Source organism: Nitrospirillum iridis, assembly GCF_014205765.1.
GTDB lineage: Bacteria > Pseudomonadota > Alphaproteobacteria > Azospirillales > Azospirillaceae > Nitrospirillum > Nitrospirillum iridis.
In genome coordinates this window covers 61082-84718 of record NZ_JACIIZ010000019.1, presented here as the reverse complement: position 1 = coordinate 84718, position 23637 = coordinate 61082, and the positions used below count along the sequence as shown (strand labels likewise).

Below are 23637 nucleotides of genomic sequence, written 5' to 3'. Positions count from 1 at the left end.
CCAAGCCGGGTCTGGCCCCAGGGGGGCCGGTCATAGGCCCAAAGCGGGACCGCTCATTCCGCCGGAGCGGTCGACGCTTCCGTCCCGCCGCTCTTGGGCAGGGCGTTCAGGGTGCTGATGAACAGGGCCGCGATGTAGGGGAAGGACTGGACCACCAGCATGGTCGCCCAGACATAGGCGTCGCGGTTGTCGCCGCCCTTCAGCAGGGCGATGGCGCCGGCCGCCAGCCACAGGCCCAGCATCAGCCCCACCTCCTCCCGCGCGTGCAGGAAGCCCTGGATCAGGGCGGGCTGGTCCTCGCACTTCGGCGTGCGCACGAAGGGGCGGCCGCTGGTGAACAGACCCACCCACACGGCGCGGCCCACGGTGTGGGTCAGCGCCATGCCGGCGACGGCGGCGCCCAGCTTGTCGATGAAGCGGCACCTCACCCGCTCGCCATACAGCCACAGGCCGCACAGCACCTTGAAGAAGAAGACGCTGAGGGTGGGCAGGATGAAGACGGTGGGCGGGAACTCGATCCACTGCGGCAGCAGCAGCAGGCCCAGCGACCAGATGATGCCGCCGATGACGAAGCCCATGTGGGCGGCATCGGCGAACCAGGGCAGCCAGCCGGTGACGAAGTGGTATTTCTGGCCGGCGGTCAGCTTGGTGCCGCCCGGCATCATCTCCCGCCAGTGGCGCTTCAGGATCTGCACGGCGCCATAGGCCCAGCGGAAGCGCTGGGTCTTGTAGCCGGCGAAGCTGTCCGGGACCAGGCCCTGGCCGAAGCTGTCAGGCATGTAGACCGCCTCCAGCTTCTCCTCGAACAGGCGCAGGCCCAGCTCCGAATCCTCGCAGATGCACCATTCGGCCCAGCGGCCCACGCCATCCAGCGCGCTCTTGCGCACCAGGGTCATGGTGCCGTGCTGGATGATGGCGTTGCGTTCGTTCCGCTGGATCATGCCGATGTGGAAAAAGCCCTGGTATTCCCAGTTGATCATCGACTTGAAGGCGTCGTCCGACCAGTCGCGGTAGTCCTGCGGCGACTGGACGAAGCCGACTTCGGGTCGCTTGAAATAGGGAATGGTGGCCGACAGCCAGTCCGGCGTGACCTGGTAGTCGCTGTCGATGACGCCCACCACCTCCACATCCGGGGCGGTGACGCACAGGCCGAAATTCAGGGCGCCGCCCTTGAAGCCGGGCCAGCGCGGCAGGTGGAAAAAGCGGAACCGCGGCCCCAGCTTGGCGCAGTATTCCTCCAGCGGGCGCCACACCGCCTCATCCTTGGTGTTGTTGTCGATCACCAGGACTTCGAAATTGGGGTAGTCCATGGCCGCCAGCGCATCCAGCGTCTCGATCACCATGTGCGCCGGTTCGTTGTAGCAAGGCACGTGGATGGAGACCTTGGGGGTGTAGTCGCCCAGCGGCTCGCGCACCGGGGTGTAGCGCCGCTTCCAGCGCTGGGTCCACACCACTTCGGTCAGTTCCAGCCCGTCGATCAGCATGACGGCGAACAGGATCAACTGGGCGAAGATCAGCACCATGAAGGCGGTGAAGGACAGGGTGCCCATGCCCACGGTCAGGGCCTGCGTGCCCGTCCACACCAGGACCGAGGCCACGGTCTGGATCAGGAAGCCGTAGAACAGTTGGCCGCGCCATTTCAGGTCGTCGCGGCTCAGCACGAAGAAGAACATGGGGAGGAAGGCCAGGCCGGTGGCGATGGCGCACAGCACCCGCCACGACGGCACCTCCAGGATGCCGCCCACCATGGGGAACTTCTGGTCGCGGTGGGCGTCCCAGATGCCCCAGCTGGTTTCCGCCGTGCCGCCCAGCGACCGCTTCCACGGCTGGTCGAAGGCTTCCATGATGTAGAAGTCCAGGCGCTGCTGGCCCGCGATGTTCAGGAAGCTGCGGATGTACTTGGCCTCGTTCACCAGGCCGGCCTCGGCCGCGCCGCGATAGGCGCCGTCGGACGGCCAGCCGGTCTCGCCGATCAGGATGTGCTTGTTGGGGAAGCGCTCCTGCACCTGGCGGTAGGCCGCCATGGCGTCCTCCACCGCGCGGTCCACCGACACCTTGTTCCAGTAGGGCAGCAGGTGGATGGTGATGAAGTCGCAGGCGTCCGCCAGTTCCGGATGGTCGATCCAGACGTAGGACGGCTCGGCCGTCGACACCGGCACGTTCACCTGGCGCTTCACCCGCTGGATGTAGTCGATCAGCTGGGTGACGCTGAAATCGTCGCGGAACAGCACCTCGTTGCCGACCATGACCCGCTTCACGTTGGCGTTGGCGCGGGCGACGCGCACCAGGCCCGCCAGTTCCGTTTCATTGGCGGCCATGTCCTTCGACAGATAGGCGCCCTGGGTGACGGTCAGGTTGGGATAGCGCTCCAGGGCGATGGGGGCCACTTGGTCAATGCCGTTGCCCACCTGGTACGTCCGGATGGACTGCACATGCGGCGCCACCACGTCCAGGTCGCGGCGGATGTCGTCGGCCGAGGGGGAATCGCCGTTCTGCGGGCTCTGGTTGGCCTGGAAGGGCGCGAAGGCCACCCCGGCGATGGTGCCGGCCCAGGGGCGTTCGCTGGCCGGGCGATTGACGATCGCCCAGGCGCCGATGTTGCCCAGCACCAGAAGAAGCAGGACCGCCACGGCGGATTTCTGCATCCTCAAAATCTTACGCATCGTGAACGGCCCCTGCCCCTGGATGGGATAACGGTAACGGTGAAGACGAAAAGCGAACCGGAACGAACAACCAACCAAGGATGTTCCCCGCCCCGGGGAAACCCCCTTGAACCAAACGAATCACGCCACCGGCAAGAACCCAGTGCCATGACTATGGGGCAATTTTATGGAGGCGGTGGCGCCGCTTCCCCCAACGGCTGCCGCCTTGGGCCCCCCGCCCAGGCCCCCGCTCGGCCCCCCCCCCCGCTCGAACCCAGGGACCGATCGGATCGATCCGCTTGGACGGGCGGTACCGGGCAGTAGTACATAGCCATCCCAACGGCGGCGTCCAGCGGTATTGCGGACACCGGCGTCCCCCGAGCCAACGCATTGCCATAGGACGGATTTCCCCAAGATGACAAGTGCCGCTGAATTCGTGCTGCACCCGCGCCTGGCCGCCGACACCGTCGTCGTGGGCGACCTGCCGCTCTGCCGGGCCCTGCTGTCGAGGAACGCCTGCTGGCCCTGGCTGATCCTGGTGCCGCGTCGTGCCGGCGCGGTCGAGATCCACCGGCTGGAGGCGGCCGACCAGGCACAGCTGATGGTGGAGATCAGCCAGGCGTCCCGCGTTCTGGAGGCGGCGTTCGCGCCCCACAAGCTGAACGTGGCCGCCATCGGCAACCTGGTGCCGCAACTGCATGTCCACATCGTGGCCCGCACCCAGGGCGACGCCGCCTGGCCCGGGCCCATCTGGGGCTCGGGGCATGAGCGGGCCTACGGCGCCGGGGAGGCGGAGGCCCTGGCGGTGAGGCTGGCCACTGATCTGGCGCTCTGACATCGCCGTACTGAAGTCTAGGCCAAAATTCGAGAAAAGCCGGAGGGCGCCCCCATGATCATCGTCCATCACCTGAACAACTCCCGTTCCCAGCGCGTGCTGTGGGCGCTGGAGGAGTTGGAGCTGCCCTACCAGGTCCTGCGCTATGAGCGCGACCCCGCCACCCAGCTGGCGCCGCCGACGCTGCGGGCCATCCATCCCCTGGGCAAGTCGCCAGTGGTCGAGGATGGCGGGCTGGTGCTGGCGGAATCGGGCGCCATCATCGAGTATCTGGTGCGGACCTACGGGCAGGGCCGGCTGGCCCCGCCGGCGGGCGACCGGGTGGCGGAGGCGCGCTATCTGCATTGGCTGCACTATGCCGAGGGCTCCGCCATGCTGCCCCTGCTGCTGGGGCTCTACACCAGCCGGCTGGGCGACGCCGCAGCGCCCCTGAAGCCCCGGATCGCCAGCGAGACGGCCAATCATTTCGGCTACATGGACGCGGAACTGGCCAAGGCCCCCTGGTTCCTGGGCGACACCTTCACCGCCGCCGACATCCAGATGAGCTTTCCGGTGGAAGCGGCGCTGATGGCGCCGGAGGCCCGCCAGAGCTTCCCCCACCTGGCCGGGTTCCTGACCCGCATCCAGGCCCGCCCCGCCTATCGCGCGGCCGTGGAGAAGGGCGGACCCTATCGTTACGACCACCGTAAGGACGCTTAGGCCAGGCGGGCCGTCAGCCAGTCGGCCAGGGGCGTCCACACCTCCTGCGGGGCGCCGGCGCTGACCACCATGCCGATATGGCCAAGGCGCGGTTCCAGCCGGTCGCCCCCGGGGATGGCGTCGATCAGGGCGCGGGCGGCACCGGGCGGCACGATGCGGTCGCGGGCCGGGATGATGGCCAGGGCGGGCAGGCGCAGGGTGGCGGGGGCCATGATCCGGCCATCCACCCGCCAGGTCCCGGCGGCGGGGTCGTTGCGGCCGTACCATCCACCCAGGCATTCGCGCGCCACGCCGGCGGCCAGGGGCACGCCGTCGTTCAGCCAGTCCTCCAGCGCCACGAAGTCCTGCGCGTCCTGGCTCTGCGGGTCCAGGCCGGCATAGCGGCTGAACTTGCGCAAGGCCAGCAGCGGGTCCAGGCCGGCGAACAGGAACTGGATCATGTCCACCGGCAGCTCACCCAGCCAGGTCAGCGCCGGTTCCATCAGGGGCAGGACGGCGGCGGTGCGCAGGGCGGCGGCCGGGTCGTCCACATGGAAATCCCAGGGTGCGGCCAGCAGCACCAGGGCGGAGAGCGCCTCGGGCCGCAGCACGGCGGCGGCGGCGGCCAGCGTGCCGCCCATGCAATAGCCCACCAGGGCGGGGGCATGGCCGCTAAGGGCATGCACCGCGTCCACCGCGCGGGCCAGGCGCCCGGCGACGTAGTCGGTCAGGCCATAGCCGCGTTCCACCGCCCCCACCGTGCCCCAATCCAGCAGGAAGGGCCGGAACCCCTTCGTCGCCAGCCAGCGCACCAGGCTCTTGCGCGCCGACAGGTCCAGCACATAGCCGCGATTGACCAGTGAGGGCACGAATAGCAGCACCGGGCCTTTCGCGCCCGGCAAGCCATAATCCAGCAGGCGGCTGCCGCCCTCGGTCCATAGCGGCGGCGGGTCGGTGACGTCGCGCTGGTAGGGACTGTGGCGGTAGCGTTCCAGGCCGGTCAGCAGCGTGTCGAGTCGGCGCCGGGTTTCACGATCCACCGCCGCGGCCAGGGCTTCCGGGTCGACGCCCGCGAGGTCGGCGTGCAGTTGGCTGCGCCTGGGTTCCAATTCCTTGCGCCAGATCGGCGAGCTGCCGTTCAAGAGCGGCAATCCGGCCCGCGAGTTCAGCAAGACGGCCATCGCCGCCGTCAGGTGGGTCGCCAGCGGCCGGGGACCCTGGCGGCGTTTCCGGGGCGGTGTCGGCGCCGGGTCCGGTTGCCGGGGCGCCGCCTCCGGTGCTGGTTTGCGTGTTGGCATAGGGCCCCCAGGGGAAGGTGGCGGGCGAGAAGAAGGGGGCGCCCATCCAGGCCGCGACCCCAGGATTCACGCCGCTCGCGGTGGTGCCACCCGTTCCGGCGGCGAACGGGTTGCCGGATGGCCAGGCGGTTTGGCCCAGCGCGCGGACCAGGCGGGCGAAGGCGCCGGTCATATCGGGGTCGGCGGCCACCGCGGCCCATTGGTCCTGCCAGAGATCCAGATAGCGGCGGGCCAACGTGTCCAGGCTGGGCGGATCGCCGGGTGGCGGGGCGGCCGCGTCGGCGGGGCTGTCGGAATCAGGCGGTGGCGCGTTGGATTTGCGGGGCATGGCGGCCAATCTACACCCCCTGCTACGGGGTGGCAAAGCGGTGACGGATCACATTACCGGCATTGGTCCTTGGCAGGATGCTTGCGCGTTCCGCACTGCATGGATTAGCTATGTGCGGTGCACCCTCCTCATGGGTGATAAACATCGCCGGGAATCGCCGCCTATGGTCGACAAAGAAGATACCAAGCCCGCGCCGATCACGATCAAGAAGTACGCCAATCGGCGTCTTTACAACACCGCGACCAGCTCGTACGTGACCCTCGACCATCTGTGCCAGATGGTGAAGGACGGGACCGACTTCGTCGTCTACGACGCCAAGACGGGTGACGATATCACGCGGTCGGTGCTGACCCAGATCATCGTGGAAGAAGAGTCCAAGGGCGGGCAGAATCTTCTGCCCATCGGTTTCCTGCGGCAGTTGATCAGCCTCTATGGCGACAACATGCAGTGGATGGTGCCGAAGTACCTGGAATACAGCATGCAGTCGTTCACCCGTAATCACGAGAAGATGCGGGATTACTTCCAGGGGACCCTGGGCGGGATTTTCCCGTTCGGCTCCCTGGAGGAAGTGGGCAAGCAGAACATGGCCATGTTCGAACGGGCCATGCGGATGTTCTCGCCCCTGGCTGGGGCCGACGCCGCCAAGGCGGACGCGGGCGAGGCGCCCAAGACCAGGCCGGCGGCCTCCGGCGGTGGCCAGTTCGATGAGCTGCAAAAGCGGCTGGACGAACTGCAGCAGCAGCTGGTCTCCCTCACCACCCTGACCCGCAAGCCGGACTGATCCTCATCCGCTTGGATGTGTTTCCGCAGGCATGAAGAAGCCCCGGTCCGCCCCGACGCGGCCGGGCTTTTTTGTGCGTCCGTGGCCCTGCCCATCCCGTCTTGGCCCCCGCGAGGACAGCCGCGGATTGCGACGCCGCGCGTCCGGTTGTGGGGTCGGGGGTTGCGCCAACGGCATTTCACGGCGCGCTGGGCCCTGGGCTAAGGTTTGCGCCCCGGACCAGACCTCCGAGCACGAATCGATAACGGGGCCGCCCGGCAGAGGGTGATGCCCCTTCTGAAGGAATGAGGAAAGACATGCCGCTGAACCGCAGGATTGTTCTGGCCTCGCGCCCCGAGGGGCTCCCGACGGAACAGAACTTCGGGATGGAGCAATCGTCCATTCCCGTGGCGGGGCCCGGCCAGATGCTGTTGAAGACGCGGTGGCTGTCTCTCGACCCCTACATGCGCGCCCGCATGAGCGCCGCCAAATCCTACACCCCGCCCATCGAGGTGGGTGGCCTGATGGTCGGTGGCACCATCGCCGAGGTGGTGGAAAGCAACGTTCCCGGTTTCCAGGCCGGCGATCTGGTTCTGTCCAATTCCGGCTGGCAGGAATATGCCGTCGCCGGCCCCAAGTCGGTCCACAAGCTGGAGACCGACGGCCTGCCCCTGACGACGGCCCTGGGCGTGCTGGGCATGCCGGGCCTGACGGCCTATGTCGGCCTCAATGACATCGGCCAGCCCAAGGCCGGTGAGACGGTGGTGGTCTCGGCCGCCGCCGGTGCCGTGGGCTCCGTCGTCGGCCAGTTGGCCAAGCTGAAGGGCGCCCGGGCGGTGGGTATCGCCGGCGGGGCGGAGAAGTGCGCCTTCGTGGTGGATGAGCTGGGCTTCGACGCCTGCGTCGATTACAAGGCCGCGGATTTCAAGGAGAAATTGGCCGCCGCTTGCGACCACGGCGTCGATGTCTATTTCGACAATGTCGGCGGCCGGGTCACCGACGCGGTGTTCGACCTGCTGAACACCTTCGCCCGCGTGCCCCTGTGCGGCCGCATCGGCAACATCAACGACACCGCGCCGCCGGCCGGACCGGACCGGGTGCCGGCCCTGCTGTCGGCCATCCTGACCCGCCGCCTGCACGTGCAGGGCTTCATCGTCTCCGACCACTGGCATCGCAACGACGCCTTCCTGCAAGAGGTGGGCGCCCTGGTGAAGGAAGGCCGGGTGCGGTACCGCGAGGACGTGACCGAGGGCCTGGAAAACGCCGTGCCCGCCTTCCTGGGCATGCTGCAGGGCAAGAACCTGGGCAAGGCGCTGGTGAAGCTGTAAGGCCTTCCCCGTTCCGTTCCAGGTGAGCCCCCGCGCCGCTGATTGCCGCGCGGGGGCTTCGCTTTGCTCAAATCCTGATTTCAGCACCCAGCACCGTCAGCAACTGCGCCAGCCAGGCGGGGTGGGCGGGCCAGGCGGGGGCGGTCACCAGCTTGCCATCGGTGACGGCGCCATCCACCGGGATGTCGGCGTACTCAGCCCCCACCAGCGTCACCTCCGGCCGGCAGGCGGGGTAGGCCGAGACCTTGCGGCCCGACAGCACCCCGGCGGCGGCCAGGATCTGCGGGCCGTGGCAGACAGCGGCGATGGCCTTGTCCTGCGCCGCGAAGGCGCGCACCAGCGCCAGCACCCGGGCGTCCAGCCGCAGGAACTCCGGCGCGCGGCCGCCGGGGATGACCAGCGCGACATAGTCGTCGGCCTTCACGCCCTCGAAATCGGCGTTCAGGGTGAAGTCGTGGCCGCGCTTCTCGGTGTAGGTCTGGTGACCCTCGAAGTCGTGGATGGCGGTCGCGACCTTGTCGCCGGGCCGCTTGCCGGGCGACACGGCGTCGACCTGGTAGCCCACCATGGACAAGGCTTGGAAGGGCACCATGGTCTCATAGTCCTCGGCGAAATCGCCGACGATCATCAGGATGCGCTTGGCGGTCATCGTTTTCTCCGTCATGGCCGGTCGGGGCTGGGACAGGATGCCGATGACAGATAGAAACGCCTATTGGCTCAAGGAGGTAGATGGCTCGGTTTGTTGCGGAATACGGAGGCCGCGCACCGGTTTGGTGAGCGCGTCCGTCGGGAAATAGTCCCAAAGTGCCCAGTCCGGACAATCAGGTGCCACGCGCGACCAATCGACGGGGACGGAGTTTAGTCCGCTGAGGCGCGCGTCTTTCAGCAATGGATGGCTCGGGAGGCCGCTCAGTGGTTGGGGCTGCAAGGTGAGCGTTTCGCCGTCCACCGCTTCCAGGGTCAAATATGCCGTCCCACTGGCGGTGGCGCAAACCGGGGTGAGGTGCGTGATCTGCGTGACCGCGTATTTCCGTTGTGGTGTGAGAAAGCTCCGGCGGTACAGGAAGCCGCCATCAACTAAGCATGTGGCTGACCCCATCATGAAAGTGGAAAGGGCCGACGCAATGAGCAGTGCCCCTAGCAGCCGTATGGTGAACCGGTGACGCAGTACAGCCAGCCGGTCGCCATGCAGGAAGGGGAACAGGAAGTAGGCGACCAAGACGGAAGCCGCCAGGGAGCTCATCACGGAGATGAGCAGCAAAAATTTGGCGATAAGAGGTGGTGACACGCAGAAATAGACGCCATCACCAACGAGGTGGCGTTGCCATTGCTCGCTCAGGCCTACCACGACAATGGCGGTGAACCCCCAGAGGACTAAGGTCGATATGCCGAAAACGGCAGCATTCAAGGCTTCGTAGGGTGGTGGCGCCCCTTTCTTCACGCCCCGGTCCTCACCGATCCGCCTGCCGGTTCACCACCGCCGTGACCGGCGCCAGCACGATGCCGCGATCGCGCAGGCCCACGGCCCACCGGGCGATGGCTTCCAGCGTCACGGGATAGGGCTGGGCGAAGCCCACGGCGACGCCGTTGGTCGTGGCCAGGCGCTCCAGTTCCGCCAGCTGCGCCGCCACGCCGGCGTCACTGGGCGCCCGGTCGACCTGCGCGTCCGACAGGGCGCGGGGCAGGCCCAGCTGGGTGGCGATGCGGGTGGCCTGGCTGGCGACGGTGGGCCAGCTGTCGACATAGATCAGGCCCCGGCGCTGCACCTGGCGCAGCACGGATTGCAGGCTGTCATGGGCGGCCAGGAACTTGGTGCCCGTCAGGTTGGTCAGGCCGACATAGCCGGTGGCGCTGGCCATGGCGGTTTCCAGCCGCTCCTGGTTCTTGTCGTCCGACAGGCTGGTCAGCAGGGTGCCGGGGCCGGGGTCGTTCTGGGGGAAGCCCTGCGGCTCCATCGGCACCTGCAGCAATACCTCATGCCCGTCGGCGCGGGCCTGGTCGACGGCGGCCTGCAGGTTGGGGGCGCCGGCGGCGAAGGCCAGGGTGACGGCGGCGGGCATGCGGGCCAGCACCTTTTCCAGGGCGCTGGGCGACCAGCCCAGGTCGGCCATCACCAGGGCGATGCGCGGCCGCTTGTCGTCCTGGGGGAAGGGGCGGCTATAGGCCTGCCAGGGGGCGGGGCCCTTGGCCGGCATGCGCGGCAGATAGCCGGCGCGGGTCTTTTCCAGCAAGGCGTCATTGCGGCTGGGCGCCAGCTTGACGGCGAGGTCCACCGGGTCGGCCTCACGCGGGGCGTCCGGCGCCTTGGCCGGCGCGCCGTCACCCGTTGCCGGTGGGGCGTCCACCGGACGGGCGCCGCCCTGGGGCAGGGTCACGGGAATTTCCGCCAGGGTGGCCGCCTTGCGCCGGGCGGCGGCGGTCTCATCGGCGGTCGCGGCCAGCCAGGCCACCGTGCCGGCCACGCCCAGCACCACCACGGCCACCGCCACGGCGAACAGGCCCGGCCGGCGGCGGGGCTTGTCGCCGTCGTCGTCGCTGGAGCCGATGGGGCTGGCCGCGGCCGCGCGGCCGGCGCGCTTGGGCACGCCCAGGCGTGCCGCCAGCACGTCGGCGGACGCGTCCTCGTCCGCGCCGGCCAGCAGCGCCTCGAAGGCGTCGTCATCGCCGCCCTTCAGCCGTGTTTTTTTCTTTGCCGCCTTCGCCGGCTTATCCTTGCGCGCGGCAAGGGCCTTCAGGCGGGTGGGAAGGGCTGCCAAGGGATCCCCTCAGTCTCTGGGCATCAGTTGGTGGCCTTGGACTGTTGCAACAGCGACAGCCCCCGCAGCAGGTCCAGCGCCCGCGTCAGCTGATAGTCCTGGGGCGTGGCCTCACCGGTGGCGGCCGGCGGCGCTTGCGTGCCGGGCGTGTCCTGGCCCTTCCCGCCAGCCTTCGGGTCTGGGCTCTTGGTGTCGGCCTTGGCCTTGTCGGCACCCTTGGCGTCGGCCCCCTTGGCATCGGGCGTCTTGCCGTCCGAGGTCTTGTCCTTGGCATCGCCCTTGTCGTCGGGCTTGGCCGGCGGCTTGGCGTTGGGATCGGTGTTGCGCAGGGCATGCGGCAGGTCGGCCTCGCGCCGGCGGATGATGCCGGCGGGCGTGCCCACCTCTTCCACCTTGGCCTGCTGCACCTCGATGTCCGGGGTGATGCCCAGCTGTTGGATGGAGCGGCCGGAAGGGGTGTAGTAACGCGCGGTGGTCAGTTTCATGGCGTTGCCGCCGGGCATGGGCATGATGGTCTGGACCGACCCCTTGCCGAAGCTCTGCGTGCCCATGAGGATGGCGCGCTTGTGGTCCTGCAGGGCGCCGGCCACGATTTCGGACGCGGAGGCCGAACCGCTGTTGATCAGCACCACCAGCGGCAGGCCATGGATGGCGTCGCCCGCCTTGGCGTTATAGCGCTCGCCCTGGTCGGGGCGGCGACCGCGGGTGGAGACGATCTCGCCCCGCTCCAGGAAGGTGTCGCTGACCGAGATGGCCTGGTCCAGCAGACCGCCGGGGTTGTTGCGCAGGTCCAGGACATAGCCGATGACCTTGTCGCCCAGTTCCTTCTGGATGCCGGCCAAGGCCTTGTCCAGGCCCACCTGGGTCTGCTCGGTGAAGCCCGACAGGCGGATGTAGCCGACATTGCCCTCGACCCGCCAACGCACCGACTGCACCTTGATGACGGCGCGGGTCAGGGTCAGGTTGATGGGCTGCGGCACGTTGTTGCGGTGGATGGTCACCTTGATGTCGCTGCCGGGGGCGCCGCGCATCTTCTCCACCGCCTCGTTCAGGCCCAGGCCGACGATGGCCTCGTCGTTCAGGTGGGTGATGTAGTCGCCCGGCTGAACGCCAGCCCGGCTTGCCGGCGTGTCGTCGATGGGCGAGATCACCTTGACCACGCCGTTCTCTTCCGTGACCTCCAGGCCCAGGCCGCCGAACTCGCCCTTGGTCTGGACCTGCATGTCCTCCCAATTCTTCTTGTTCATGAAGTTCGAGTGCGGGTCCAGCGAGGCCAGCATGCCGTTGATCGCGGCCTCGACCAACTGGTCGTCCGGCACCTCCTCCACGTAGTCGGACTTCACCCGCTCAAACGCTTCGGTGAACAGTTCCAACTGCTTGTAGGTTTCCGCCTTGATCGGCGGCTTGGCGTCCAGCGGCCGGGACAGGGGGCTTGCCAGGTAGACCAGGGCCACCACGGCCACGGAGGTCAGCAGTTTCTTCATCTCACCCTTGTCCTTTACCCTCGGTGCCCGCGAAGCCGCGCAGGGGATTGATCGGCTGACCGCCCCGTCGCAGCTCGAAATACAATGTGGGGGTTCCGTCGCTGGCCATGGCGCCCATGGGCTCGCCGGTCAACACACGTTGTCCCACCCGCGTATCGATCCGACCCAATCCCGCGATGAGGCTATGATACCCATTGGGGTGCTCGACGATCAAGATGAGCCCGTACCCCTTGAAGGGGCCGGCGAACACCACCGATCCCTCATACGGCGCCACCACCGGCGATCCGGCGCGGGCGCTGATGCGGATGCCGCGGCTGGTGGTGCCCACGGTGTCCTGCTCACCATAGCGCTGGGCCACGGGACCCGCCACCGGTAAGGTCATGCCCCCCAGCGCCGGGCCGCCCGGCACGTCCTTGGGCGTGCGGCCCATGGCGGCCAGCCGCTCCTGCGCCTTTTTCTGCCGCGCGTCCTCCGCCAGCTGGCGCTTCTGCGCCTCCGCCTGGCGGGCGCGCTCGGCGGCGGCCTTGCGCTCGGCCTCCAGCTTTTCCATCAGGTCCCGCAGGTCGCCGGCCTGGGCCGTCAGCACGGCCATATGGCCGGCCACGTCCTGCAACTCGGCGTCATTGGCCCGGGACAAGGTCTCGCGCCGCGACACCAGGTCGCGCAGCTCCGCCTCCCGCTTCTCCAGGTCGCTCTTGGCGGCCAGGGACTGGGCCCGCTTGTCCGCCAGTTTCTGGCGCAGGGTGGCCAGGTCGCGCAGCTGGGCCGCCAGCGCGTCCGCCCGCTTTTTCAGCTGGGGGATGGCTTCCCGCAGCAGCAGGGCGCTTTTCACCATCTCTCCCGGCGCCTCCGGCCTGGCCACCATGGCCTCCGGCGGCAGGCGCGACAGGCGTTGCAAAGCGCCCAGCAACTCCGACAGGGCGGCACGGTCGGAGTCGATGCGGGCCATCTGGTCCTTCTCGTCCACCGCCAGCCCGGCCAGGGACTGCTCGATGACGCGCAGGGCGTCGTCCTGGCGGCGCTGATCCTCCGCCACCGCCACGGACTTGGCGCGAAGATCGGCCAGCTCCCGCTCCAGCGCGTCGTTCTTGGCATCCAGCTCGGCCTTGCGGGCCTGGTCGGCCTTCAGGTCCCGTTCCACCTTGTCCAGTTGGCGTTGCGGGTCGGGCTTGCCCGCCGCGCCCGGTTGACCTGCTTGCGCCACCGGCGTCAGCACGGTGGGCGGGGCGTGCTCAGCCGCCGCCCAGCCCGGCGCCAGCAGGACCAGCGCCAGGGTCAAAACACCAAAAGGGGCCCTGTGGAGGCTCACTCGGGTTGCGATCACCAGGGTTGCGTTTACTCGGCCGCCGCGCGCGCCGCGTCACGGACCAGCAGGGAGCGGCCGGTCATCTCCTCCGGCTGGGCCAGGCCCATCAGCTCCAGCAGCGTCGGCGCCACGTCGGCCAGCTTGCCCCGGTCCAGGCGCACCACGTCGGCGGGCGCGTTCACCAGGATGGCTGGCACCAGGTCCAGCGTGTGGGCGGTGTGCGGGCCACCCGTCTCCGGATCCTTCATCAGCTCGCAATTGCCGTGGTCGGCGGTGATCAGCAGGGTGCCGCTCTGGCGCTTCACCGCGGCCTCCAGCCGGCCGATGCTGCGGTCCACGGCCTCCACCGCCTTGATGGCGGCGGCCAGGATGCCGGAATGGCCCACCATGTCCGGGTTGGCGTAGTTGACCACCACCAGGTCGAACTTGCCGCTGTCCACGGCGTCCACCAGCTTGTCGGTCAGCTCATCGGCCGACATCTCCGGCTGCAAGTCGTAGGTCGCCACCTTGGGGGACGGGATGAGGATGCGCTCCTCCCCCTCATAGACCTTCTCCTCGCCGCCGTTGAAGAAGAAGGTGACGTGCGGATACTTCTCCGTCTCGGCGATGCGCAACTGCTTCAAGCCCTTCTGGGAGACGATCTCGCCCAGGGTGTGGCGGATTTCCTTGGGCGGGAAGATGGCCGGCAGGAACTTGGCCAGGGCGGAGGAATACTCCACCATGCCCAGTTGGGCGGCGAACTTCACGGGCGCGCCGCGCTCGAACCCCGTGAACTCCGGATCGACCAGGGCCGCCAGGATCTCCCGCGCGCGGTCGGCGCGGAAATTGGCCATCAGCACGCCGTCGCCGTCCTTCATGCCGGCGTAGCCGCCGATGACGGTGGGCAGGATGAACTCGTCGTGCTTGCCGGTATCATAGCTCTGCGTCACCGCCGCCTCGGCGCTGGCGGCCGTCTCACCCTCGGCCGACACCAGGGCGCGGTAGGCCTTCTCCACCCGGTCCCAGCGCTTGTCGCGGTCCATGGCGTAGTAGCGGCCGTCCACGGTGGCGATGCGGGCGCCGGGGGCATCCTTCAGCCCGGCCTCGATGGTGGCCAGCTGCTCCAGGGCGCTCTGCGGCGGCACGTCGCGGCCGTCGGTGAAGGCGTGCAGGGCCACGGGGATGCCGGCCTTGGCCAGGGTCTTGGCCAGGGCCACCATATGGTCCTGGTGGCTGTGCACGCCGCCGGGTGAGGCCAGGCCCAGGATGTGGGCGGTGCCGCCGGACTGCTTCAGCGCGGCCTTGAACGCGGTCAGCGCCTCATTGGTCTCGAACTCGCCCTGGGCGATGGCGCGGTCGATCATGGGCAGGTCTTGGAACACGACGCGGCCGGCGCCCAGGTTCATGTGCCCGACCTCGGAATTGCCCATCTGGCCGGCGGGCAGGCCCACATCCTCCTCGCTGGCTGACAGCAGGCCATGGGGGGCGTCCTGCCACAGGCGGTTGAAGTTGGGGGTGTCGCCCTGGGCCACGGCGTTGTCGGCCACCTCTTCCCGGTAGCCCCAGCCGTCCAGGATGCACAGCACCACGGGGCGGGGGGGGAGATTGTTGGTGGCGGCCATGGCTGTCTGTTCCCTGATCCTGATGGGGGAGGAGATGCGAACTCCCTGAAAATCGGGACTTCCGCGCCCGAAGGCAAGCGGCGCATCCGAATTTCGCCCATGATAAACCGTTATAAGTCGGCAACGGTTCACCCGTCGTCCCTGTCCCCATGCCTGATGTGCAGGGCACGGGAACAGAAACGGTATGCCGGAACCGGACGGGGCCAACCGGTTCTGTCGCCATACCGTTCAACTTCGACCGTTTCGGCTGCCGCCGCCATGCCACCATCGGGATCAACGAGGCGGAGGGCGATCATGGACCAGCAGGTGAGCGGCGAAATGGGCAACCGGGCCATCGCCCTGGAAGACCGCTGGTGCGCCCACACCTACAAGCCTTTGCCCGTGGTGATCACCCGCGCCCAGGGCGCCTGGGTCCATGACGATTCCGGCCGGCGCTATCTCGACATGATGAGCGCCTATTCCGCCGTCAATGTCGGGCACGGCCATCCCCGCATCCTGAAGGCGCTGACCGAGCAGGCGGCCAAGGTGGCCGTCGTCTCCCGCGCCTTCCACACCGAAAAGCTGGGCCCCTTCCTGGAACGGCTGTGCGCGTTGACCGGCCTGGACGGCGCCTGCCCGATGAACAGCGGGGCGGAGGCGGTGGAGACGGCGGTGAAGGCCGCCCGCCGCTGGGCCTATCGCCACCGGGGCGTCGAGCCGAACCGGGCGGAAATCATCGTGGCCGCCGGCAACTTCCACGGCCGCACCACCACCATCATCAGCTTCTCCTCCGAAGAGGCCTACCGCGAGGGATTCGGCCCCTACACGCCCGGCTTTCGCATCGTGCCCTTCGGCGACTTGGACGCCCTGACCGCCGCCATCGGCCCCAACACGGCGGCTGTGCTGCTGGAACCCATCCAGGGTGAGGCCGGCATCGTCCTGCCGCCGGCCGGATATCTGAAGGGTGTGCGTGCCGCCTGCGACCGCGCCGGCATCCTGATGATCCTGGACGAGATCCAGTCCGGCCTGGGCCGCACCGGCCGCTGGTTCGCGCATCAGCATGAGGGCATCCGCCCCGACGGCCTGTGCCTGGGCAAGGCGCTGGGCGGCGGCGTGCTGCCCGTGTCCGCCTTCGTCGCCCGCCAGGACGTCATCGATGTCTTCGACCCCGGCAGCCACGGCTCCACCTTCGGCGGCAACCCGCTGGCCGCCGCCGTGGGCCTGGAAGCCTTGGCGGTGATCGAGGAGGAGGGATTGGTCCAGCGCAGCGCCGAGCTGGGCACCCACCTGATGGACCGCCTGCACGCCCTGCGCAGCCCCCTCATCCGCGACGTCCGCGGCCTGGGCCTGTGGGTGGGGCTGGAGATCGACCCCGCCCGCGCCACCGCCCGCCAGGTGGTGGAGGAGTGGATGCGCCGCGGCGTGCTGTCCAAGGAAACCCATGACACGGTGGTGCGCCTGGCGCCGCCGCTGATGATCGCGCCGGAGGATCTGGACTGGGCGGTGGACCGCCTGGCCCAGACCCTGGCGGTGTTCGCCTGACATCCCATAACAACATCCGGGGAACCCCATCCATGCCCGACACCCAATTGGCCGCCGCTGTCGCCACCGACAGCCCCACCGGTGGCCGCATCCTGATGTGCGCCCCCGACCATTTCGAGGTCAGCTACGCCATCAATCCCTGGATGCGCCCCGACCGGTGGAAGGAGGAGGGGGGCGTGCTCGGCGCCCGGTCGACCAGCGGCTGGGAACGGCTGGCGGCCACCCTGCGCGGCCTGGGCGTGGAGCTGGAGTTCGCCGTGCCCCATGCCGGCCTGCCCGACATGGTGTTCACCGCCAACGCCGCCGTGGTGCTGGACGGCAAGGCCCTGGTCGCCACCTTCCGCCATCCCCAGCGCCAGGGGGAGACGGCGGTGTTCCGCCGCACCTTCGACGCCCTGAAGGAACGGGGCCTGCTGGCCGGGGTGCATGACATGCCCGAGGGCGTGGTGCTGGAAGGGGCGGGCGACTGCGTCTGGGACCCCGTGCGTCGCACCTTCTGGCTGGGCTACGGCCAGCGCTCCGACCAGGCCGCCGCCGCCGTGGTGCGCGACCTGTTCGGTGTCGAGGTCGAGGCTTTGCAGCTGGTCGACCCGCGCTTCTATCACATGGACACCTGCCTCTGCCCGCTGAACGGGGGTGAGGTACTGTACTACCCCGGCGCCTTCTCGGCCGAGGGCAACGCCCGCATCCGCGAGCGTTTCGGGGCGCAGAACCTGATCGTGGCGCCGGAGCCCGACGCCTGCACCCTGGCCGTCAACGCCGTGAATATCGGCCGCGACATCGTGCTGGCCACCGCCAGCCCGGCGCTGCGCGGCATGCTGACGGAACGCGGCTATACCGTGCATGAGACGCCGATCAGCGACTTCGGCCTGTCCGGCGGCTCCGCCTTCTGTCTGATTCTCAAGCTGGATAGAAGTTCCAAGTAAAGCCCTTGGGCGTGGAGGTGATGGCGCTTAAGCTGGCGCCATCACCTCCGCCCTACCGGACCCCGCCTTGAAGCCGCGCAAGCTCGACGCCATCGACATCAAGATCCTGACGGAGTTGCAGGCCGACGGCCGCGTCACCAACCAGGCCCTGTCAGAACGGGTGGGCCTGTCCGCCCGCCCCTGCCTGGAACGGGTGCGCCGGCTGGAGCGCGAGGGCATCATCGTCCGCTACCAGGCCCAGGTGGATGTGCGCCGCATCCAGTCCTGCGTCTTCGTCTTGGCCCAGATCTCTCTGGAAAAGCAGGGACGCCAGCGCACCAGCGCCTTCGAACGCCGGGTGCGCGAGGCGCCGGAGGTCATCGAGTGCTTCGAGGTCAGCGGCCCCTACGACTACATCGCCAAGCTGGTCTGCCGGGATCTGGAGGCCTACCAGGAACTGACCGACAGCTGGATCGACGACGCCGAGATGGGGGTCGCCCGCGTCGTCAGCAACGTCGTCCTGCGCCCCATCCGCGACTTCGGGACCTATCCGGTGTTCGAGGAGGAGGCGTAGGGATCAACTGCGCCGCCGCCAATGCCTGGGGTTGCGACGGCTGTGCAAGCAGGCCAGGACATGCACTTCCGCATCCATGATGCGAAAAACCAAAAAGTAGGGAAAGCGATCAAATACCGCCCGCCGAACGTCCTTGTGGACGATGGGGAACTGGCGCGGGGCGTAGGCCAGTCGCTCCAATATCGCTGTCAATTCCTCAACGAAACGGGCTCTGGCACGAGGGGCCTCCTCCTGGTACCAGTCCGACGTGATGTCGACTTCTTCGGAAGCCTTGGGCGTGAAGATTATGGTGAATGTCAAGCGTAACGTTGCTTCAGCTTGGCGAGCAATTCGTCCGCCGGAATGCCGTGCTTGATGTCTTCATCAACTGTTGCCAAGCGCAGGTCGACTTCGGCCTTCTGCGCGTCCGTCAGGGGAATATCCTGCGGGTCAAGGCTCTCCCAAAGCTCGTCGATCAGCGTTAGACGCTCCGCGACGGTCAGATGGTCAAAGGGCAGTACCGTCATCGCTTTCGTCCCCATAAGGGCACCTCGGTCCCGCAAAACATGGCATCGGCCACCGCCCTTGTCTAGGCGGGCGGGCTCTGGCGTCATGGACGTTCGTGAACGCTGTTCGCCTCCCGGTGATGGGGGAGCAAATAGCGGGGCGGTGGTGCTAAGACGGTTTTCGGGTGGGGGCTTACATGGCAGGAACTGGAAAACATCAGACGCGCTGGCTCACCTGGCTTCTTCGCTTGGGATATGGCGCGACGACTGTACTGGTCCTTGAGTTTGCCTTCATAGGTGTTGCTCCAAAGCGTTGGTGGCCCGTCTATGGAGAGGTGGACGCGGCGCTGTTGGCGCCGCCGACCATGGAAAGTCGGCTCTTCAACGGTCCATTGCTGCCGGATGAAGCCAGGCATTCCTTGGCGCCAACCGGGCGCTTATTTTCCCTCCACGCAACTGACATACGGGGGCCGTTCTCCCGGCACGATGGGGCACAGCTTCACCGGGTTCAGTTTGGCGACGCGGCCTGTCCACTTGGTGCCGTCGAAGGCCAGCGGCTGACTTGACGCCGCTTCCCGCTCCGCCCACTGAATCGTGTAGTAGTCGTCCGTGCCCTTGATACCAAAGATCACGGCGGCCTCGCTGTGGGGCGCCGCGCCGGGGGTGGCCGGTGCCGTCCCGCAACTGGCCCAGACGACGAAGGCCGGCTGGCCACTGATGGTCAAGGCCCCCAATTCCTGTGTGGCGAAGGTGTCGGGGCAGGCGCGCTTGAAGCCGCCGGCGATCAGGTTGGCGAGCACCTGCGGGGTCACGTTGGGTGACGCGGCCAAGCCCTTGGCGCCGGTGATGGTGATCATCTGGGACCATTGGTCGACGGTTTCGCCGTCCAGGACCATTTCTCGAATGTAGCGTGCGCCTTGGTTGGTGGCCTCGGTGACGGTCTTGAACCCAGCCGGGATGGTGAACAGGACCAACTGGCTGAAAATCGGGCTGATGGACCGAACAGGGTGGCCCGCTTGGTTCGCCTCCCGGATGGCGTCATCTGTTGATTGCTGGCCCCAGGCCGGAGGGCACATGCCGGCGGCGAGGACGGCAAGCGCCATCAGTTTTTTCTTCATCGGGTCCCCAGGCAAGCGTGCGGCCATGGACCGGCCGTGCCCGTCAGATTACAGGCCTGCGGGAATGCACGCAATGCGAGCGCCATCCGTCAGCCATCAAGCCCACCCCATCGCCAGGGCACCGGCGCCCAGGGCCAGGGCGCTGATGCCGCCGACGATCAGGCCTAGGCGGGGCGTGCCCACCCAGCCGGCCATGACGGCCTTGGTCACGGTGTTGACGGCGGTGACGACCAGCACCCCTTGCGCCGCGATGGTCAGGCTGAGGCCATGGCCACCCAGATGGGCCATGGACAGGGTGACGGCGTCGACGTCGGCCACGCCCGACAATGCCGCCAGGACCAGGACACCAGTATCGCCCAGGGTGCGGCTCAGCAGTTGGGTGGCCAGGGCCACGGCGGCGATGAAGGCCGCCAGTTTCAGGGCCATGCCCACCTCCAGCGGGTTGGCGATGTCCAGGTGCGGCATGTGATGCTGGCGGTTGCGCACGATCAGGGCGGCGGCCCCCAGCACCTGCCCCAGGGTGGCACAGGCCAGCGCGGGCCCCAGCGGGCGCAGAAGGTCCGGGTTCAGCACCATCACCAACGTGCCCACGCGCGCCATCATCACCGTGCCCGCCAGCAGGATGCCGGCACCCAGCAGGCGGCACGACGCCGGATGCGCCCGGCTCAGCCGCGCCAGGGTCAGCGTGGTGGCGGTGGAGGAGGCGAGGCCGCCGGCCACCGCCGCCATCAGCACTCCCAGACGATCCCCCAGCGCCCGCACGGCGACGTAGCCGCCGAAGGAGATGGCGGCGATCATCACCGCCAGCAGCCAGATGGAATGGGGGTTCAGCGCCCCCCATGGGTCCACCGGCCGGTCTGGCAGGATGGGCAGCAGCAGGAAGGACATGGCCAGCAGCGTCAGCATGGCCCGCACCTCCGGCCAGCTCAGCGCCGCCACCCAGCGGTGCAGGGGATCGCGCAGGGCCAGCAGGCCGGTCATGGCCACGCCGGCGGCGATGGCGGCGCGCACATCCCCCAGCACGGCCAGGCCCCCCAGCAGGAAGGTGACCAGGCCCGCCACCACCGAGGTGACGCCCAGGTCGCGCTCCGGGTTGGGGGCGGTGTCGGTCTTGGTCTCCAGCCAATGGAAGGCGGTGAAGGTGGCGGCGTAGCCCAGGAACACCAGTCCCAGGAACTGCGGCTGCCCCGCGCCCGCCAGCGCGCCGGCCACGCCACCCAGCAGGCCGGACAGGGCGAAGGTGCGCAGACCCGCGGCCCGCTGGTATTCCTGGCCGCTACGGCTATGCCATCCCCGTTCCAGCCCCACCAGCAAGCCAATGGCAAGGGCGACGGCCAAGCGGCTGAGCAGTGCTGTGGAGTCCATGAAGGCGGTACCTGGCGGCGGTTGAGGGCAGGTCAGTCGAGCCTAACCGTTCACCCGCCGCATTGACGCAGCGCAAAGGTGGCAACAGGCACCCTCCTTCTCCACCGGTTCGCCTTAAGCGAAGGTCACGTCCGCCAGGACGTGATCGCGCAGGATCAGGCCCGCCCGCTGCAGGGCGTCGGTGGCCCGTTCCAGACTCTGCGACAGACCGTTCAGCAGATGCGTCCGGCGATAATCGTCCGGCGTCGCCATCAACAGGGCGGTCACGGCGCGGTGGCGCTCATCCGTTTGATGCTCCGCCGTGACGATGCGGTCGGTCGCCTCAAGGAAGCGCTCCACCGACTCCTGGGCGTTGCCGCGCTGGACGTGCGGGGCCAGATCCACCGCCTGGCGATAGGCCTGGGCGCTCTCGACGGCCAGGTCGGTCAGGTCCAGCAGCGGTTCCGGCAGAGTTTCGGGCGGCACGGCGTCGAACAGCAGCCGGGCCTGGAAGGCGGCCTCTTCCAGATGGTCGGCGGCGTCGTCCGCTTGCTCGATCACCTGGCGGAACACCTCCGTTCCGGTGAGGCGGCGCACGGTGGCTCGGAGGGTCTTCACCGCCTCGTCCGCCTGGCTCTCCCATAACTTCGCGTGGATGGCGTTCCGTTCCAGCATCACCGCCTTGTCCCCGGCGGCCGCGCGCAGCGCCGCTTTCAGGCCCGAGGCCAAGCGCACCACCGCCGCGGCATGATCAGCACAGATGCCCAGCAGCCGCTGATCGGCGGTGCGGAAATGGGTGAACAGCTCCGCCCGCACCCGGTCGCGGATCAGGGCGGCGGATTGCCCCTGGAGCAGGCCGGTGGACGTCGTCTGCAGCACGAAGCGCAGATAGTCGCGCGCCACGTCCTTGCCGATCATCTCATGAAGGGGTTCACCGTAGCGCAGCGGGGTCTTCACCGCCTGTTCCAGGGCGTCATAGACCAGGCGCTCGCCCCCCAGGGCCAGGAAGGCGCGGTGGCCGAAATCATAGGCGGCGGCCCAGGTGAGGATATCCACGGCGGTATCGTTGGGAACCAGCAGGCCCAGGCGCTTGCGCGCCTTGTTCCAGTCGATCAGGAAGACGATGCGCGAGGCCAGACGCTGCAGCAGCGCGCACACGCCCGGGACATCGGCCGCCGTGGCGGTGCCCAGCGTCATGTAGAACAGGTCGTCGTCCCCCAGCGCCGCCGCCTCGCGGGTTCGCACCTCCTGCCAGGCCAGGTCGGTGCCGTCGCACAACGCCTGCAGGAAGCGCAGGCGGGACAGGTGGACGTCGGTGTAGGTCACGGCCACCGTGTGGCCGGTGACTTTGACCACCAGGACATGGGCCTCGGTGGTGCCGATGTCGTTCTGGATCAGCAGCGTATCGCCATGGCGGGCCGCCACCGTGTCCAGGCCCGGATGATCGAACTTCAGGGCGGCCGTCCGGTTCAGGCCGGCCATGAAGGCCGCGACGATGGCCCGATCGGCATCATCCAGGCCATAGGCCTTGGCGCCCGCCACGTCCTCGTTGGCGATGGCGGCCTGCAAGCGGTTGATGTCCCGGTGCAAATCCATCACCAGCACATGCAGTCCGTCACCGGCCCTGGGTTGGCCGGACGTCATCGCGGCGATCGACGGCGCATCCAGCATGTCGCCTTCGCCGGACGGCAGGGTGTCGATCAGCCGGGCCAGGCGCTGGGCATACTCGATGGCGTTTGGTTGTTCCGCCTTTTCCAGGGGCGCGACCATGGTGGTCAGCAGCTCGCCCAGCCGCTTCACGATGCGGGCCGCGCCGGGGATATGATACTGGCCGCCGCCATCGTTTTCCGTCAGGGCGATGGCGCGGTCCAGGCCGGCGTCCTCCATGCCGCAGGCCTCGCGTTCCGCCTTCAGCGTCGGGGCCGGGATCTGGGGGTTTTCCGCCTGGGCCGCCGCCATCTGCAGCAGGGCCAGGAGGTATTTCGCCTGTTCATTGGCAGTCAGCGCGGTGGCGATCAGGGCCGGGACCACCAGCGCCCGTTCCCCCAGCAGATCGACGATCCGGGTCTTGGCGCTCATGACAAGGCTCCGGCATGAACGGCGCGGGGCCGGTCCGCATCGGGATGGGCCGCCCGGCCTATGGTTTGGGCGAAATGGGCCACGGCCTCGGCATAGACGCCGCTTTTCATCTCGGCGGCGGTGATGGTGAGCCGCGCCCGGGGCGGGCGGCCCAACTGCGTCTGCAGCGCGTCCAACGACGGCTGCCCGGCCGACCCGCCATGGGTCAGCAGCAGGGCGGTGTTCGGCAGGGCGTCCCGCTCCCGCCGCACATAGGCGCGTAGCGGGGGGCAGGGGTGCCAGGCCCAAATCGGGCCGGCCAGCACCACCAGGTCGTAATCCCGGACATCGTGGACGGCCGGGGCGATTCCCGGGAACCGGCCGCGCCAACTGTCGGCGGCCGCGCGCCACCAGCCCCTGAAGGTGACGGCATAACGGTCACAACGGATTTCTTCGGCATCGGCATCCAGGTGGCGGGCCAACTCCAAGGCCACGGTCCGCGTCGTCCCGGTCAGCGAGTAGTAGGCGATCAGCACGGCCATGGGTCCCCTCCATCCCCGTCCACACGCGAGTGTCCGGGATGAGGATGGCAGGCGGAAACCGGGCGCGCATTGAC

The 23637-nt window shown here is 68.4% G+C and carries 21 protein-coding genes; 7 read left to right on the top strand and 14 right to left on the bottom strand.

The window, feature by feature from the left end; genetic code table 11:
* Positions 1–53: 53 nt before the first annotated feature.
* The gene (locus FHS74_RS26410) at positions 54–2663 is read right to left on the bottom strand and encodes a glycosyltransferase (protein ID WP_184807250.1); all 2610 of its coding nucleotides are present in this window, start codon (positions 2661–2663) and stop codon (positions 54–56) included.
* 394 nt (positions 2664–3057) lie between these two features.
* Between FHS74_RS26410 and FHS74_RS26405 the strand changes: the two genes are divergently transcribed.
* Together FHS74_RS26405 and FHS74_RS26400 are read left to right on the top strand one after the other, a co-directional pair.
* Complete coding sequence (locus tag FHS74_RS26405; protein WP_184807249.1) at positions 3058–3477, top strand: HIT domain-containing protein; 420 nt, start codon at positions 3058–3060, stop codon at positions 3475–3477.
* Positions 3478–3531: 54 nt separating this feature from the next.
* Positions 3532–4176 carry a glutathione S-transferase family protein gene (locus FHS74_RS26400; protein WP_184807248.1) on the top strand — a complete coding sequence of 215 codons (645 nt, stop codon included), beginning with the start codon at positions 3532–3534 and terminating at the stop codon, positions 4174–4176.
* Here the strand turns inward: FHS74_RS26400 and FHS74_RS26395 are convergent.
* Complete coding sequence (locus tag FHS74_RS26395; RefSeq protein WP_184807247.1) at positions 4173–5453, bottom strand: alpha/beta fold hydrolase; 1281 nt, start codon at positions 5451–5453, stop codon at positions 4173–4175. The two genes, FHS74_RS26400 and FHS74_RS26395, sit on opposite strands and share 4 nt — an antisense overlap.
* A 491-nt stretch (positions 5454–5944) precedes the next feature.
* Between FHS74_RS26395 and phaR the strand changes: the two genes are divergently transcribed.
* Both phaR and FHS74_RS26385 read left to right on the top strand, forming a co-directional pair.
* The gene (phaR, locus tag FHS74_RS26390; RefSeq protein WP_184807246.1) at positions 5945–6562 is read left to right on the top strand and encodes a polyhydroxyalkanoate synthesis repressor PhaR; all 618 of its coding nucleotides are present in this window, start codon (positions 5945–5947) and stop codon (positions 6560–6562) included.
* Positions 6563–6858: 296 nt separating this feature from the next.
* A complete protein-coding gene (locus FHS74_RS26385) occupies positions 6859–7869 on the top strand; it encodes an NADP-dependent oxidoreductase (protein ID WP_184807245.1) in 1011 nt (336 codons plus the stop codon).
* Between the two features lie 67 nt (positions 7870–7936).
* On the opposite strand, the gene FHS74_RS26380 is transcribed toward FHS74_RS26385, so the two are convergent.
* From FHS74_RS26380 to gpmI, 6 genes are read right to left on the bottom strand one after another with little or no spacing between them, the layout of a single operon-like run.
* Positions 7937–8518, bottom strand: a complete 582-nt coding sequence (locus FHS74_RS26380; protein ID WP_184807244.1) for a DJ-1/PfpI family protein — start codon at positions 8516–8518, stop codon at positions 7937–7939.
* Between the two features lie 60 nt (positions 8519–8578).
* A complete protein-coding gene (locus tag FHS74_RS26375) occupies positions 8579–9310 on the bottom strand; it encodes a hypothetical protein (protein ID WP_184807243.1) in 732 nt (243 codons plus the stop codon).
* A 10-nt stretch (positions 9311–9320) separates the two neighbouring features.
* Complete coding sequence (locus FHS74_RS26370) at positions 9321–10625, bottom strand: divergent polysaccharide deacetylase family protein (RefSeq protein ID WP_184807242.1); 1305 nt, start codon at positions 10623–10625, stop codon at positions 9321–9323.
* Between the two features lie 23 nt (positions 10626–10648).
* Positions 10649–12109: a S41 family peptidase gene (locus FHS74_RS26365; RefSeq protein WP_184807241.1), complete on the bottom strand. Its 1461-nt coding sequence runs from the start codon at positions 12107–12109 to the stop codon at positions 10649–10651.
* Between the two features lies 1 nt (position 12110).
* Positions 12111–13388 carry a murein hydrolase activator EnvC family protein gene (locus FHS74_RS26360; RefSeq protein WP_246463384.1) on the bottom strand — a complete coding sequence of 426 codons (1278 nt, stop codon included), beginning with the start codon at positions 13386–13388 and terminating at the stop codon, positions 12111–12113.
* A gap of 56 nt (positions 13389–13444) precedes the next feature.
* Positions 13445–15016, bottom strand: coding sequence for a 2,3-bisphosphoglycerate-independent phosphoglycerate mutase (gpmI, locus tag FHS74_RS26355; protein WP_184807240.1), 1572 nt, complete (start codon positions 15014–15016; stop codon positions 13445–13447).
* 294 nt (positions 15017–15310) lie between these two features.
* On the opposite strand from gpmI, the gene rocD reads away from it, so the two are divergent.
* The 3 genes from rocD to FHS74_RS26340 all read left to right on the top strand — a co-directional run bounded on the left by rocD (position 15311) and on the right by FHS74_RS26340 (position 18016).
* Positions 15311–16537 (top strand): ornithine--oxo-acid transaminase, encoded by a 1227-nt coding sequence (gene rocD / locus FHS74_RS26350; protein WP_184807239.1) that lies wholly within the window; start codon positions 15311–15313, stop codon positions 16535–16537.
* 32 nt (positions 16538–16569) lie between these two features.
* A complete protein-coding gene (locus FHS74_RS26345) occupies positions 16570–17463 on the top strand; it encodes a dimethylarginine dimethylaminohydrolase family protein (protein WP_184807238.1) in 894 nt (297 codons plus the stop codon).
* Positions 17464–17530: 67 nt separating this feature from the next.
* Positions 17531–18016: an Lrp/AsnC family transcriptional regulator gene (locus FHS74_RS26340; protein WP_184807237.1), complete on the top strand. Its 486-nt coding sequence runs from the start codon at positions 17531–17533 to the stop codon at positions 18014–18016.
* A gap of 3 nt (positions 18017–18019) precedes the next feature.
* Here the strand turns inward: FHS74_RS26340 and FHS74_RS26335 are convergent, their stop codons facing one another.
* The 6 genes from FHS74_RS26335 to FHS74_RS26310 all read right to left on the bottom strand — a co-directional run bounded on the left by FHS74_RS26335 (position 18020) and on the right by FHS74_RS26310 (position 23563).
* Entirely contained in the window at positions 18020–18316 is a 297-nt protein-coding gene (locus FHS74_RS26335; RefSeq protein WP_184807236.1) for a type II toxin-antitoxin system RelE/ParE family toxin, read from the bottom strand.
* On the bottom strand, positions 18313–18522 hold the full coding sequence (locus FHS74_RS26330; protein ID WP_184807235.1) for an addiction module protein: 210 nt from the start codon (positions 18520–18522) through the stop codon (positions 18313–18315). Before FHS74_RS26330 ends, FHS74_RS26335 begins: the two co-directional genes overlap by 4 nt.
* A gap of 416 nt (positions 18523–18938) precedes the next feature.
* A complete protein-coding gene (locus tag FHS74_RS26325; protein WP_184807234.1) occupies positions 18939–19604 on the bottom strand; it encodes a hypothetical protein in 666 nt (221 codons plus the stop codon).
* 111 nt (positions 19605–19715) lie between these two features.
* A complete protein-coding gene (locus FHS74_RS26320) occupies positions 19716–20984 on the bottom strand; it encodes an MgtC/SapB family protein (protein ID WP_184807233.1) in 1269 nt (422 codons plus the stop codon).
* Positions 20985–21098: 114 nt separating this feature from the next.
* Complete coding sequence (locus tag FHS74_RS26315; protein WP_184807232.1) at positions 21099–23042, bottom strand: DUF47 family protein; 1944 nt, start codon at positions 23040–23042, stop codon at positions 21099–21101.
* On the bottom strand, positions 23039–23563 hold the full coding sequence (locus tag FHS74_RS26310) for a flavodoxin family protein (RefSeq protein WP_184807231.1): 525 nt from the start codon (positions 23561–23563) through the stop codon (positions 23039–23041). The genes FHS74_RS26315 and FHS74_RS26310 overlap by 4 nt, the downstream gene beginning before the upstream one ends.
* Positions 23564–23637: the final 74 nt, after the last annotated feature.

Coding starts and splice junctions, on each gene's coding strand:
- FHS74_RS26410 (WP_184807250.1), bottom strand. CDS start 2,663: ATGCGTAAGATTTTGAGGATGCAGAAATCCGCCGTGGCGGTCCTGCTT.
- FHS74_RS26405 (WP_184807249.1), top strand. CDS start 3,058: ATGACAAGTGCCGCTGAATTCGTGCTGCACCCGCGCCTGGCCGCCGAC.
- FHS74_RS26400 (WP_184807248.1), top strand. CDS start 3,532: ATGATCATCGTCCATCACCTGAACAACTCCCGTTCCCAGCGCGTGCTG.
- FHS74_RS26395 (WP_184807247.1), bottom strand. CDS start 5,453: ATGCCAACACGCAAACCAGCACCGGAGGCGGCGCCCCGGCAACCGGAC.
- phaR (WP_184807246.1), top strand. CDS start 5,945: ATGGTCGACAAAGAAGATACCAAGCCCGCGCCGATCACGATCAAGAAG.
- FHS74_RS26385 (WP_184807245.1), top strand. CDS start 6,859: ATGCCGCTGAACCGCAGGATTGTTCTGGCCTCGCGCCCCGAGGGGCTC.
- FHS74_RS26380 (WP_184807244.1), bottom strand. CDS start 8,518: ATGACCGCCAAGCGCATCCTGATGATCGTCGGCGATTTCGCCGAGGAC.
- FHS74_RS26365 (WP_184807241.1), bottom strand. CDS start 12,109: ATGAAGAAACTGCTGACCTCCGTGGCCGTGGTGGCCCTGGTCTACCTG.
- gpmI (WP_184807240.1), bottom strand. CDS start 15,016: ATGGCCGCCACCAACAATCTCCCCCCCCGCCCCGTGGTGCTGTGCATC.
- rocD (WP_184807239.1), top strand. CDS start 15,311: ATGGACCAGCAGGTGAGCGGCGAAATGGGCAACCGGGCCATCGCCCTG.
- FHS74_RS26345 (WP_184807238.1), top strand. CDS start 16,570: ATGCCCGACACCCAATTGGCCGCCGCTGTCGCCACCGACAGCCCCACC.
- FHS74_RS26330 (WP_184807235.1), bottom strand. CDS start 18,522: ATGACGGTACTGCCCTTTGACCATCTGACCGTCGCGGAGCGTCTAACG.
- FHS74_RS26325 (WP_184807234.1), bottom strand. CDS start 19,604: ATGGCGCTTGCCGTCCTCGCCGCCGGCATGTGCCCTCCGGCCTGGGGC.
- FHS74_RS26320 (WP_184807233.1), bottom strand. CDS start 20,984: ATGGACTCCACAGCACTGCTCAGCCGCTTGGCCGTCGCCCTTGCCATT.
- FHS74_RS26315 (WP_184807232.1), bottom strand. CDS start 23,042: ATGAGCGCCAAGACCCGGATCGTCGATCTGCTGGGGGAACGGGCGCTG.
- FHS74_RS26310 (WP_184807231.1), bottom strand. CDS start 23,563: ATGGCCGTGCTGATCGCCTACTACTCGCTGACCGGGACGACGCGGACC.